The organism is Poseidonibacter lekithochrous (assembly GCF_018861145.1).
Lineage (GTDB): Bacteria > Campylobacterota > Campylobacteria > Campylobacterales > Arcobacteraceae > Poseidonibacter > Poseidonibacter lekithochrous_A.
Map to the genome: position 1 here is coordinate 24,196 of NZ_JAHKQT010000001.1, position 12,774 is coordinate 36,969.

A 12,774-nucleotide genomic window follows, 5' to 3' on the forward strand; every position below is an offset into this window, starting at 1 on the left:
AAAATGAAAGAATTCGATCCAATAGCATATAAACAGATGGTAAAAGAACATCAAGAAAGTGATAATCCAACTGGCTGGTTTGATTCTATCTATACAGATGCAAAAGGTGATTATAAAGCAGTTTTTTGGGCTGATTTAGAGCCTAGCCCTTATTTAGTTAAATGGCTAAAAGAAAACCCAAGTTCTTCAAAACAAAAAAAAGCTATTGTTGTAGGCTGTGGTGTTGGTGATGATGCTGAAGCTTTAAGTAGTTATGGCTATGAAGTTATTGGTTTTGATATATCTAAAGAAGCTATAAAATTATGTAAAAATAGATATCCAGAATCTAAAGTTACTTATTTAGTTGCAGATTTATTTGATTATGATAAGCAATGGTTTGAAAACTTTGATGTAGTTTATGAATGTAATACCATACAAGTCCTTCCAGGAAAGTATAGAATACAAGCAAGAAAGGCTATTTCAAACCTTTTAAAATCAAAAGGTCATGCTTTAATCTCATGTAGAAGCAGAAAAAAAGGCGAGCAATTAGATGATATACCTTTACCTTTAGATTTTGATGAAATTAATAAGTTTGTTACAAATGATAATTTAGAAGAAATTAGCTTCTTATCTTATAATGACACACAAGTACCTGCTATACCACATTTTTTTGCTGTATATAGAAAAAGTGAAAATAGAAAATAATTATAAAAATCAAAGGAATAAAATATTGGAATCAATAGAATTAATAATACACTCAATTTTACGATGGTTAGTACTTATAACACTATTCATACATCTGTACTGTTTATATGCAGGCTATTTTAAAAATAAGCCTTTTTCTAAATTTAACAAAATATTTTCTCATGTAACTGTTGGTTTTGTTCACCTTCAATTAGTTGTTGGGCTTTATTTAGCATATACTAGTGAAAAGATAAATGCGTTTTTAGAAAATGTAAAAGAATCTATGTCTATTTATGAGTTAAGATTCTTTGCCGTTGAGCATACAACACTTATGTTACTTGCAATCATTCTTATAACCATTGGTTCATTTAAATCTAAAAGAATTGAAGATGAAAGAAAAAAGTATAAAATACAGATGATATATTATACAATTGGTTTAGTTTTAATCCTAGCTTCAATTCCATGGAATTTAAGTCCCTTATTTAGATTTTAAGTTTTAATTCAAAAATTTGAATGTTTAAATTAATAGTTTTAGGGATAATATCAGGAGCTTTTTTTAGTACAACATTTGTGTTAAATGAGCTAATGAGCGTGCAAGGTGGTCATTGGCTTTATTCAGCCACACTTAGATACTTTTTTATGATTTTATTTCTAGCTTTAATTTTACTCTTTCAAGGTGGTATAAAAAGAGTTAGTGATGTATTTAAACTCTTCTTTGAAAACTATATCTTTTGGATAATAAGTGGAACCATAGGCTTTGGTTTCTTTTATGCACTTATATGTTTCGCTGCTGATTTTTCACCCGCATGGGTTATTGCTGCTTCTTGGCAGTTTACTATTGTTGCTACTTTATTTGTACTGCTATTTTTTGGAAAAGTATTTTCTAAAAAGATTTGGTTTTTTTCATCTTTGATTTTTATAGGTGTTTGTTTAGTAAACTTATCTCATATTGATAACTTTAACTTTTCTACTTTTATTTATGGAGCTATTCCCGTATTACTTGCTTCATTTTGTTACCCTATAGGGAATCAATTGATTTGGGAAAGTCAAAATGGAACTAGTTTAAATAAAAAAAGTAATAAAGTACCACATATAAAATCTCCTTTATTAGAAAATAGTTTTAATAAAGTGATGCTTTTATGTTTAGGCTCTATTCCTTTTTGGATTATCCTTCTTTTACTAATACAGCCTTCAACTCCTAGTTCTTCACAAGTTTTAAACTCATCACTAGTTGCTCTATTCTCAGGTGTAATAGCAACTGCTATTTTTCTATACGCAAGAGGATTAGCAAAAGATTCAAATGAAATAGCAGCAGTTGATGCTACACAAGCTAGTGAAGTGATATTTGCAATACTTGGAGGCTTTTTACTTTTTGGAACTATATCTATAAATCTACTCTCACTTATAGGATTAGTTCTTATAATGCTTGGTTTATTCTTATTTATAAAATATCAAAATAAAATATAAAATTGATAAATATCATGGAAAAGTAAATTCATTCGGTTATATTTGTAAGAAATAATTTAAGGAATATAACAAATATGGATAATTTATCAAATGCAACTGAAAACTTTCCTCAAGGTCATCCAGTAAAAGTTTATCTAGAAGAAAATATTTTAATAAAAAAACTTTTTCAAGAACTTTTTGAAACTAATATGGAAGAAGATTATCAAACTTTTTATAATATTTTCAATCAAATATCTGAAGTTGAAAAACACTTTGCAAGAAAAGAAAATCAACTATTTCCATACTTAGAAAAATATGGATGGACAGGTCCTAGTCAAGGAATGTGGGCATTCCATGATCAAATTAGAGAAGAGATTAAAGCATTAAGAAAAAAAGTTGAGCAAAAAGATTCACATAATATTTTAAATGAATCAATTGCTTTGTTTAATAGCCTAGAGCATCTTACTCAAGTTGAAGAGGGAAGATTATTACCTCGTGCTCTTGAACTACTAAATGAAGATGATTGGAAAGAGATGTACGAAGGAGATAAAGAGATAGGTTGGATGTTTTCATCTGAACCTGTTAGATATCCTGAAGTAAAAGAAGATGATTATGTTCATCCAAGTGCTGATAAGAAAAAAAGAAAGCTTCCTTTCTCACTAGATAATAGAACACACTATGATGAAGGATATTTAACTCCTGAGCATGTAAACTTTATTTTTAAGTTCTTACCTGTTGATATTACTTATGTTGATGAAAATGATATTGTAATCTTTTATAACAGAGGAGAAGATAGGGTTTTCCCAAGAAGTGCTGGAATTATTGGACGTGAAGTTAAGTTTTGTCATCCTCCCAAAAGTGTTGACCAAGTACTTAAAATACTTGAAGAATTTAAAGCAGGAAGACAAGATACTGCTGAGTTTTGGATTCAATTTAAAGGTAAATTTATTCACATTAGATATTTTGCAGTTAGAGATGAAGAACTTAACTATAAAGGTGTAATTGAGATGTCTCAAGATGTTACTGATATTAGAAAACTTGAAGGGGATAAAAGACTTCTTGATTGGGCATAGTAAAAATATACATATTTTGATATAATTTGCAAAAAATTATGGAAAATATATGCAAATTACTGAAAAATTTATAGCCCTTATATCACATGACAATACACTAAATAAAGCACAAGCTAAAATATTAGAGCTACCCTTCCCTCCAAATGAAAACTGGAAGGAAGAAGTTTTAAATAAAGAAATTTTAAAAAATGATGCAAATAGACTTATGCTTTTAAGAGGTAAGTTAGCTATTAAAGCACAAGAACAAATCTTAAAAAATTATCTTACTGTTTTAGAGTTTAATAATATAAAATCAAAAGATGTAGAGAAAAAAACTAAAACAGAAACTTCATATTCTACTGAGAATACAAATGACGATGAAGAACATATAAGAATTTATTGTGATGGAGCATGTTCTGGAAATCCTGGACTTGCGGGAAGTGGTTTAGCAATATACTCAAACAACAAAAATCCGGTACTTCTACATGGAGATTTTGTAGAAATGGGTACAAATAATATTGCAGAGTTAAATGCACTTTATCAAGCTTTACTTATCGCAAAACAAACTAGCTCTGAAAATATCATCACTATTTTTTCTGATTCAAAATATAGTATTGATTGTATTACAACATGGGCTTATGGATGGAAAGCTAAAGGCTGGACTAAAAAAGGTGGAGAGATTAAAAATCTTGAACTTATTAAGAAAACACATGAATTATATGAAAGAATAAAAGACTTAATAGAAATAAAACATGTAAAAGGTCATGCAGGAATTGAAGGAAATGAATTAGCAGATAGAATGGCAGTAACTGCTATAAAAGAAAAAACTAAAAACTATGAGATGTATTCATACGATAAAATAGAAGAAGTACTAAATTTAACTTCATACTAATATAATCTAAAATAGGCAAATGCCTATTTTAATCTTTTAAAGTACTTCGTACACATCTTACATATGCTTTTCCAGTTCTATCATTATCATAAGAGTATCCATCACTAAAATAAATTCGTTTAACCTCAGTATAATCTTGTAAAGTTATATGCTCACCTAATTGTGTAGTTTTATATAAAACAGTCCAATAATGGCCTGATGCTGTAAATTTGAAAATATCATTTATAGTAGGTTTATAAACTTCATAATCTCCTAAGCTTAAAAGCTCTTCATATGAAGGCAATCTCCAATCTTTATGATTTAAAAAATCTAAGTTATTACAATGACTTATTGCATCATCTAAAAAAAGTTTTGTATCACGGGAGAGAGTATTGTCTTGCCATTGTAGTTTTAAATTGTCATCTATCACACTTTGCCCTACTCTTTTAAAATCGTAAGTATTAGCACTATTATATGCACAAGCAGAAAACAGTAAAGGTACTATTGTTAAAGATATTTTTTGTATTAAATTCATAACTATCCTTTTAACATTTAAATAAAATGATATATAAGTTAATACTATAACATAGAAATATAGTATCTATATATTATACTATACGTGTAATTATTATGTAATTCATTGAAATAAATCGAGATTTAGCTCTATTTATAATATTAATACTAATTTTTAAAGTTTTATTGAGCAGTGTTAAGATATTATTTTAACAATTATTATTAAAAGAAAATAGGAAGTATTTATGATTGAAAGAAAAGGTTCAATACTTACAGTAAGAGAAGATATAAAAGTATTTGATTGTACTATTAGAGACGGTGGATTAGTAAACAATTTTCACTTTACAGATGATTTTGTAAAAGCACATTATGAGACATGTGTTGCAGCAGGAATTGATTATATGGAAATTGGGAAAAACAATTCACCAACGATAATGAGTGAAGAAGAGTTTGGACCTTGGAATTTCTGTAAAGAAGAAGATATTAGAAGAATTGTTGGAAACAACGATACTAATATGAAAATTGCAGTTATGTCTGATATTGGTAGAACTGTAAACGAAGAATTACTTCCAGCAGAAGATTCTGTTGTTGATATGATTAGAATTGCTACATATATTCATCAAATCCCAGCAGCAATTGAACTTGTAGAAGAAGCTCATGCAAAAGGTTATGAAACTACTATTAATATTATGGCTATTTCAAAATCCTTTGATGATGAATTGAATGAAGTTTTAGAAGCAGTTGCTAAATCTAGTGTTGATGTAATCTATATTGCAGATTCATTTGGTTCATTCTATCCTGAACAAATTAATAAATTAACTGAAAAATATCTAAAAGTTGCACAAGCAAATGGTAAACAAATTGGTATTCATGCTCATAATAATTTACAATTAGCATATGCAAATACTATTGAAGCCTTAACTTATGGAACTAGTTTCTTAGATGTTACTATTTCAGGACTAGGACGAGGAGCTGGAAACTGTCCAATGGAACTTTTAATTGGTTTCTTAAAGAATCCAAAGTATAAATTAATGCCAGTATTAAAATTCATAGAAGAGTTTATAATACCTTTAGAAAAAGAATTAGATTGGGGTTATAGTATTCCATATATGTTAACAGGACAACTAAATGAACATCCAAGACCAGCAATGAAAGCAAGAGATGAAAAAGACACAAACTATAGAGAATTCTATAGAAATTTATTAGCTGAATAATCTTCTCCTATAATTTAAAACTAGTTCTTCCGAACTAGTTTTTTTTAAATATATATTTTATAAATAATTATTTAACCGATTTATAACTTTTTATACTATAATAAGTATTATGAAAACATTACTTCTTATTATTATCTTATCTATATATATGTATTCTGAAGAGACTATAAAAATAGTTTATAATTCACAAACTCCTCCTTTAAAGTTTACTAATACTAAAAATCAAGCCAATGGATTAATTATCGATATTTGGAGACTATGGGCAAAAAAAAACAATATCCAAGTTGAGTTTATTGACGCACCTTGGGATCAAACAATTGAGATGATTAAAACAGGCAAAGCAGATATTAATGCAAGTATTTTCTATACAGAAAATCGTGATAAATATTTAGATTTTGCAGATAAACCTTTATTTAATAACAAAAAATACTTTTTTTATCATAATAGTCTAGGAGATATTGCACATATTAGTGATTTAAAACCTTATGTTATTGCTATTGATAATGGCTATCCTAATATTTTTATGAAAGAAAATTATCCAGATTATTCTATAAATTCATATGAAAGTTCGAATGAGGCAAATCGTACATTTTTAAATGGTGAAGCAAAAGTGGTATTATCTTCACTTACTACATTTTACTATAATTTAAGAAGAAATAAATCAGATGAAAATCAATATAAATACAGCCAAATAACTTATGCTTATGAAAAACAGTATTTTGGAGCAGTTAAACAAGGAAATAAAAAACTACTAGAAAAAATTAATAATGGGTTTAAAAAGATTAGTGATGAAGAATTAAAACTAATTGAGCTAAAGTGGACAAAAGAACTAGACTTAGTAAATTTTAATATGAATGAAAATACTGCAATATATAATAAAGATACATTTCTTCAAGAGAGAAAAGAAATCAATATGTGTGTAGATCCTAATTGGTTTCCACTTGAAGAGATTGATAATGGCAAGCATGTAGGTATGATTGCAGATATCTATGAAGAGTTTGAAAAAGAATTAGGCATTAAAATTAAACTCATTCCAACAAATACTTGGACTCAATCTTTAGAATATCTAAAGCAAAGAAAATGTGATATTTTAAGTGCTGCTGCACAAACAAATGAACGAAAAGAGTATATGAATTTTACGAAACCATATTTAACTTTTCCTGAAGTAATGATTACAAGAGATAAAGAACCTTTTGTTTCAGATTTTAAAGATATCATTCATAAAAAAATTGGAGTAGTTAAAAACTCTGCTATAGTAGAATTACTTAAAATAAAATATCCTAAAATAAATTTAGTTGAAACTGTAGATGTTACTGATGGCTTATTTAAAGTTAGTAGTGGTGAGTTGTATGGCTTTATTAATACAACTACAGCAGTTAGTTACGCTATTGCTAAAAATGGTATGACTCATCTTAAAGTTGCTTCAAGAGTAGGTATTGATTATTATTTAAGAGTTGGTATAAGAAATGATGCACCAAAACTTTTAGATACATTTAATCATATTATTACCAATAGAGATAAAACAAAAATAAAACAAATAAAAGAAAAATGGTTAACAATAAAATTTGATGAGAATGTCGATTATTCTCTTATTTATAAGATACTAGTATTCTTTATATTTATACTTTTATTATTTATATATTGGAATAGAAAATTACAATATGAAATTCATGAAAGAAAAATAGCTCAAGAAGAACTCCACAAGTTTTCACAAATTATTGAACAAAGTCATGTTTCAATAATGCTAACAAGTAGAAGAGGAATTATTGAATATGTTAATCCTTATTATACTAAAGAAACAGGATATACTTATAAAGAAAGCATTGGTAAGAATCCAAGAATATTAAATTCTGGATATCAAGATAAATCATTTTATGATAATTTATGGGAAACTATTTTTTCAGGTAGAACATGGAATGGAGAATTTTGTAATAAAAAGAAAAATGGTGAAATATTTTGGGAAAGTGCAATTATTGCTCCAATCTTTGATGATAAAAAAGAAATAAAATACTTTGCTTCAATTAAAGAAAATATAACAGAAAAAGTACAAACATTAAAAAAATTAGAAATAGCTCAAAAAGAAGCTATTAAAGCGAATCAAACAAAATCTGATTTTTTAGCAAAAATGAGTCATGAAATAAGAACTCCAATGAATGCAGTTTTAGGAATGTTATATTTATTAGAAAAATCCACATTAAACCTAACACAAGAAAATTATATTAAAAAAGCAAATAGTGCTGCAACTTCTCTTTTAGGAGTAATTAACGATATTCTTGATTTTTCAAAAATTGAAGCAAATAAATTAGAAATAAAAAATTCTGAGTTTAATATCCACGATTTAATAAATGACACAATGAGTATTATGAGTGTAAAAGCCCAAGAACATGAATTAGAACTTTTAACATATTATGATAGTGATGTTCCAATGATTGTTATAAGTGATAAATTAAGAGTTTCTCAAATATTAAATAATCTTATTTCAAATGCCATTAAATTTACGAAAAAAGGTGAAATATTAATTTCGGCAAGCTTATTAAATCAATCAAAAAAAGCTGCCACTTTAATGTTCTGTGTTAAAGATAGTGGTATGGGTATCTCAAAAGAAAATCAGAAAAAACTTTTTCAAGAGTTTTCACAAGTAGATGATTCTGCAACAAGAAGTTTTCATGGAACAGGTTTAGGTCTTGCTATTTCTAAAAAACTATCCTCTTTATTAGGAGGAAAGATTTGGATTGAAAATAGTAAAGAAGATGCCGGAACAACTATTTGTTTTACGATACAAGTTAAAACAAAAACAAGTAAGAAAAATAAGAACCTTGTTTTACCAAAAGAAATGAACCATTTGAATGTATTAGTAGTTGATGATAATATCTTAGCTTCAAAAGTTTTAAGAAAGATGCTTGAATCTTTTCATTGCAATGTTGAACATGTATACAGTGGATTTGAAGCAATACAAGAGGTGCAAAGAAAAAACTTTGATATGATTTTCTTAGATTATAAAATGCCTGGGTTAAATGGAATAGAAACATATAAAAAATACAAAGAAATCCTTAAAGAAAATACACCTAAAACTTTAATGGTAACAGCATACTCACAAGAAATTTTAGAAAAAGAAATAGAAAAACACGGAATTATTGGATATTTAACAAAACCGATTTCTCCGTCATCTTTATTTGACTCAATAATAAACTCTCTTAATAATACAATAATTACTAAAGAAGAATATGTACAAGAAGAATATGAAACGCTTAAAGGTATAAATATATTATTAGCTGAAGATAATAAAATAAACCAAGAGTTTGCTGTTACCTTACTTGAATCAAATGGAATAAATGTACAGATTGCAAATAATGGTCTTGAAGTATTAGAACAAATCAAAAGTAAAAAATTTAAGCTTATACTTATGGATATTCAAATGCCTAAAATGGATGGATTAGAAGCTACAAAATGTATACGAAAACTAAAAGATACTTACTTTAAAGAAATACCAATTATTGCACTTAGTGCAAATGCTTTAGTTGGTGATAAAGAAAAAAGCATTGAAGCAGGAATGAACGATCATATTACAAAACCAATAAATCCTAAAATACTTTTTGATACTTTAAAAATATTTATTGATGAAATTAAACCAATAGAAAAAGTTCACAATATAAAATATCAAAACTATAAGCTTGATGCAGAACTATTTGATGTAGAAGAAGCAATAAATAGAATGGGTAATAATGAAAAAGCCTATTTAAAAATACTAAATCAATTTTGTCTAAAGTATCAAGATGTATTTGAAGATATTTATAAACTTATTAATAAAAAAGATATTAATAGCTTAGAACGTAAGATTCATGAATTAAAAGGTATTGCAGGGAATATTGCAGCAAAAAGATTATTTAATGACTTAAGTGGATTAGATACAATACTAATTAATAATAAAATGCCATCAGATAAAATGTTTACACAGTGTCAAAAAAGTCTTGAAGATGTGATTAAAAATATAAATGATTTAAATACAAACACAAGTATTACAAAAAAAGAATTTGATAAAAAAATAGTGGTTGAACTATTATTAAAAATAGATACTTATATTAATAAAGATATCGTTTTATGTGAGAAATATATAGATAAGCTTACTCCTTATTTAGAAGGTTCTTACAAAGATTTTTCTTTACAACTAACAACTTCTTTTGATGATTTTGATAGTGAAAAAGTAAATGAACTTATAAAAAACTTTTTAAAGGATATTCGTAATAATGAATAAAAAATTAAATATATTAATTGTGGATGATGTCCCAGCAAATATTCACACTTTAATGTCTATTTTAAAAGATGACTATACAATAACAGCAGCGACAAGTGGTGAAAAAACATTACAATTATTACAAACTTCAACACCAGATTTAATACTTTTAGATATACTAATGCCAAATATGAATGGATATGAAGTTTGTAGGAAAATTAAAGAAAATGCTAATACTTCAAATATTCCTATAATTTTTGTAACTTCTTTAAATAGTATTGAAGAACAAGAAAAAGGCAGAAAAGCTGGTGGAATAGATTTTATTACTAAACCATTTTCTAAAGAACTTGTTTTAAATAAAGTAAATACATACTTGAAGATAAATACATTAGAGAAGGGAAGAATAATGAATAATTCAAAACAATCAATATTAATTGTAGATGACTCTCCTGAAAATATTCACGTAATAATAGAAGTATTAAAAAAAGATTACATAGTCTCAGTAGCAATTAGTGGTAAAAAAGCACTAAATATGCTAAATGATGGATTAAGACCTGATTTAATATTACTAGATGTAATAATGCCTGAAATGGATGGTTATACCTTATGTGAAAAAATCAAAGAAATCAAAGAGTATATGCATATACCTATAATTTTTGTTACTGTCTTAGAAAAAGAAAAAGATATTGTTAAAGGATTAGAACTTGGAGCAGTTGATTATGTAGTTAAACCAATAGAACCCATAGTACTAAAAGCAAGGGTTCAAACTCACTTAAAACTTAAAACTTATCAAGACCAATTAATTCATGACTTACAAATAAAAGATGAATTAATATTAAATCAATCAAAACTTGCAATCATTGGTGAAATGTTTGAGACTATTACAGATCAATGGAAACAACCATTAACAACTATTAGTGTTGCTACTTCTGGAATAAAATTACAAAAAGAACATAAACAATTAACTGACGAAATTTTAATTAGTACCTTGGATAATATTACAAAGTCTGTAGAATATCTTTCAGAATCAGTAAATGATTTTAAAAGTTTCTTAGTTATGGATTCAAAGAAATACAGATTTGATATAAAAGATATTATTGATAAAACATTATTACTTTTAAAATCAAAATTTAAAAATAGTTCCATTAATATTATAAATAAAGTAGAAAATATTGAGATAACAAATTTCCAAAATGACTTAATACAAATATTAATGAATATCTTAATTAATGCAAAAGAAGCATTTAAAGATACAAATAAGAATAAAGAAATTACTATTGAATCTTCAATCAATAAAGAAAATATCATATTAAGTATTACTGATAATGCTGGTGGTATTGAAGAAAATATATTTGATAAAATATTTGACAAACACTTTACAAGCAAATCATATAATGAAGGAAGTGGATTAGGCTTATATATGAGTAAGAAAATCATAAAAGAGCATTTAAACGGTGAAATAAAAGTATCTAATGTAAAAGATGGTGCATCTTTTAAAATAATATTACCTAAAGAATAAAGTGTTCCTTTAGGTTGTATTTTTATCTACATTTATAAATTTATAAGTTACTTAACATTAATACATAATCTTTAATATCAATTACTTTTTCATTTTTAATATATACACGTGGAACTCTTTTATCTACCATACACACAATTTCATAATTGATTGTATTTAAACTCTGAGCAACGCTATCTATTGTAATTCCATTTATATCATTTCCACCAAATAAAACTACTTCATCACCTACTTTAGTATCAAAATTTGTAACATCAATAATACACTGATCCATACATATACTTCCAATAATAGGTGTTTTAATCCCTCTAATCATAACTTTTGCTTTTCCTGATAACATTCTAGTATATCCATCAGCATAACCAATTGGAAGAGTTGCTATTTGAGATTTTTTAGCATTTTTATATTTTAAACCATAACTAACACCACAATTAGCATCAAGATCTTTTACTTGAGAAACTTTTGCCTTTAAACACATTACTTCTCTTAGTTTAACTGCACTTTTACTTACATGTTCGGAAGGATATAAACCATATAGCATAATACCTGCTCGAACCATATCAAAATTAAACTCGGGCAAGTCTATTATTCCAGCACTATTAGATACATGTTTTATAGGAATATTTAATCCTCTTGCTTCTAATTTAGAAACAATATGATTAAACTTTTCTACTTGTTTAAAAGTAAATGTTTTATCAATTTCATCAGCAACTGCAAAGTGAGTAAAAATACCTTCAATAAATAAACCATCAAGTTTTGACATATCTAAGATTGATTCAATAGTTTCATCAGAAAAAACCATACCTAGTCTACTCATTCCCGTATCTAGTTTAATATGTATTTTTACTCTTTTATTTAAGGTAAGTGCTACTTTTGAATACTCTTGCGCTTGTTCTTTTGTATATATAGTTTGAATAATATTGTTATTTATTATATCAAGTGCAAGTTCATTTGGAGTATAACCTAGTACCATTATCTCAGTATTAGGAAAACCCTTCCTTAATTGTATTGCTTCACTTAATGTGGCAACTGCAAATCTATCTGCTCCATTTTCAAGTAAAACACTTCCAATACTAAGAGCCCCATGACCATATCCATCAGCTTTAATAACAGCTGTTACTTTAGCATTTTTATTAGTAACCCTTCTTACTTCTCTCATATTATGAGCTAAATTATCTAAATTAATTTCAGCCCAAACTGGTCTTGATAATTTCACTTATATTTCTCCTATTATATACCGAATCATTATTCTTATAAAAGTAATT

Annotated in this window: 10 protein-coding genes; 8 read left to right on the plus strand and 2 right to left on the minus strand. The window is 26.7% G+C overall.

Annotated features, from left to right (window positions below):
- The first annotated feature begins 3 nt into the window (after positions 1-3).
- The 5 genes from KO488_RS00130 (at position 4) to KO488_RS00150 (ending at position 4,053) form a co-directional block, all read left to right on the plus strand.
- The gene (locus tag KO488_RS00130) at positions 4-684 is read left to right on the plus strand and encodes a class I SAM-dependent methyltransferase (RefSeq protein WP_216056746.1); all 681 of its coding nucleotides are present in this window, start codon (positions 4-6) and stop codon (positions 682-684) included.
- A gap of 25 nt (positions 685-709) precedes the next feature.
- Positions 710-1,156 carry a hypothetical protein gene (locus tag KO488_RS00135; protein WP_216056747.1) on the plus strand — a complete coding sequence of 149 codons (447 nt, stop codon included), beginning with the start codon at positions 710-712 and terminating at the stop codon, positions 1,154-1,156.
- A gap of 20 nt (positions 1,157-1,176) precedes the next feature.
- On the plus strand, positions 1,177-2,130 hold the full coding sequence (locus KO488_RS00140) for a multidrug resistance efflux transporter family protein (protein ID WP_216056748.1): 954 nt from the start codon (positions 1,177-1,179) through the stop codon (positions 2,128-2,130).
- 74 nt (positions 2,131-2,204) lie between these two features.
- Complete coding sequence (locus KO488_RS00145; RefSeq protein ID WP_216056749.1) at positions 2,205-3,182, plus strand: DUF438 domain-containing protein; 978 nt, start codon at positions 2,205-2,207, stop codon at positions 3,180-3,182.
- 49 nt (positions 3,183-3,231) lie between these two features.
- The gene (locus KO488_RS00150) at positions 3,232-4,053 is read left to right on the plus strand and encodes a ribonuclease H family protein (protein ID WP_216056750.1); all 822 of its coding nucleotides are present in this window, start codon (positions 3,232-3,234) and stop codon (positions 4,051-4,053) included.
- 28 nt (positions 4,054-4,081) lie between these two features.
- On the opposite strand, the gene KO488_RS00155 is transcribed toward KO488_RS00150, so the two are convergent.
- On the minus strand, positions 4,082-4,567 hold the full coding sequence (locus KO488_RS00155) for a DUF1566 domain-containing protein (RefSeq protein WP_216056751.1): 486 nt from the start codon (positions 4,565-4,567) through the stop codon (positions 4,082-4,084).
- A 223-nt stretch (positions 4,568-4,790) separates the two neighbouring features.
- Here KO488_RS00155 and KO488_RS00160 point away from each other — a divergent pair, with 223 nt between their 5' ends.
- The 3 genes from KO488_RS00160 (at position 4,791) to KO488_RS00170 (ending at position 11,509) form a co-directional block, all read left to right on the plus strand.
- Positions 4,791-5,759, plus strand: a complete 969-nt coding sequence (locus KO488_RS00160) for an aldolase catalytic domain-containing protein (protein ID WP_216056752.1) — start codon at positions 4,791-4,793, stop codon at positions 5,757-5,759.
- 109 nt (positions 5,760-5,868) lie between these two features.
- Complete coding sequence (locus KO488_RS00165; protein WP_216056753.1) at positions 5,869-10,011, plus strand: response regulator; 4,143 nt, start codon at positions 5,869-5,871, stop codon at positions 10,009-10,011.
- The gene (locus tag KO488_RS00170) at positions 10,004-11,509 is read left to right on the plus strand and encodes a hybrid sensor histidine kinase/response regulator (RefSeq protein ID WP_216056754.1); all 1,506 of its coding nucleotides are present in this window, start codon (positions 10,004-10,006) and stop codon (positions 11,507-11,509) included. Before KO488_RS00165 ends, KO488_RS00170 begins: the two co-directional genes overlap by 8 nt.
- 40 nt (positions 11,510-11,549) lie before the next feature.
- Here KO488_RS00170 and alr read toward each other — a convergent pair whose 3' ends face one another.
- Positions 11,550-12,725, minus strand: a complete 1,176-nt coding sequence (gene alr / locus KO488_RS00175) for an alanine racemase (RefSeq protein WP_216056755.1) — start codon at positions 12,723-12,725, stop codon at positions 11,550-11,552.
- Between the last annotated feature and the right edge of the window lie 49 nt (positions 12,726-12,774).

Coding starts and splice junctions, on each gene's coding strand:
- KO488_RS00140 (WP_216056748.1), top strand. CDS start 1,177: ATGTTTAAATTAATAGTTTTAGGGATAATATCAGGAGCTTTTTTTAGT.
- KO488_RS00170 (WP_216056754.1), top strand. CDS start 10,004: ATGAATAAAAAATTAAATATATTAATTGTGGATGATGTCCCAGCAAAT.
- KO488_RS00130 (WP_216056746.1), top strand. CDS start 4: ATGAAAGAATTCGATCCAATAGCATATAAACAGATGGTAAAAGAACAT.
- KO488_RS00165 (WP_216056753.1), top strand. CDS start 5,869: ATGAAAACATTACTTCTTATTATTATCTTATCTATATATATGTATTCT.
- KO488_RS00160 (WP_216056752.1), top strand. CDS start 4,791: ATGATTGAAAGAAAAGGTTCAATACTTACAGTAAGAGAAGATATAAAA.
- KO488_RS00155 (WP_216056751.1), bottom strand. CDS start 4,567: ATGAATTTAATACAAAAAATATCTTTAACAATAGTACCTTTACTGTTT.
- KO488_RS00150 (WP_216056750.1), top strand. CDS start 3,232: ATGCAAATTACTGAAAAATTTATAGCCCTTATATCACATGACAATACA.
- KO488_RS00145 (WP_216056749.1), top strand. CDS start 2,205: ATGGATAATTTATCAAATGCAACTGAAAACTTTCCTCAAGGTCATCCA.